Source organism: Halobellus sp. Atlit-38R, from assembly GCF_003665925.1.
Taxonomy (GTDB): domain Archaea; phylum Halobacteriota; class Halobacteria; order Halobacteriales; family Haloferacaceae; genus Haloquadratum; species Haloquadratum inordinatus.
Map to the genome: position 1 here is coordinate 1 of NZ_QXIJ01000373.1, position 445 is coordinate 445.

Genomic DNA, 445 nt, shown 5'->3' on the forward strand with positions numbered 1-445 from the left:
GGGTCGAACCAGTCGAGGAGCGCCTCCCAGGCGGCCTCGTCGACCGCGCGCCCGAACCCGTCGAGCTTCGTCGGGACGCGGACGCGGTCGACGAGGTCGTCGCCCGCGGCCAGCTCCGCCTCCACCTCGCGGGCGATCCGGCCGTTCGGGAAGGTGCGGATATGGGCCGCGCGGTCGGCGCCCTGCTCGCGGAGGCGGGTCCCGAGGCGCCACTCGCGGGTGACGCCGACCTTGAGCACGTCGGGTGCGAACGCGGCGAAGTACATCGCGTGCGACTCGTGGCAGTCCATCTCGTCTTTCAGGCACGTGCCGGTACACCGCGCGCACACCCAGACCCCCGAGTGCTCGTCGCAGTACGGGGCGTCCGCCGCGTCGCAGGCGACGTGTTCGCCCTCGTGGACCGTCCCCGCGCAGCGGCGCTCGCCGAGCCCGAACGCGAGTGCGG

Annotated in this window: 1 protein-coding gene; it reads right to left on the minus strand. The window is 74.2% G+C overall.

Going from position 1 to position 445, the window contains the following annotated elements:
- Nucleotides 1-445: DUF2797 domain-containing protein (locus D3D02_RS19905; protein ID WP_121571399.1), on the minus strand; the 445-nt coding region annotated here is incomplete at both ends.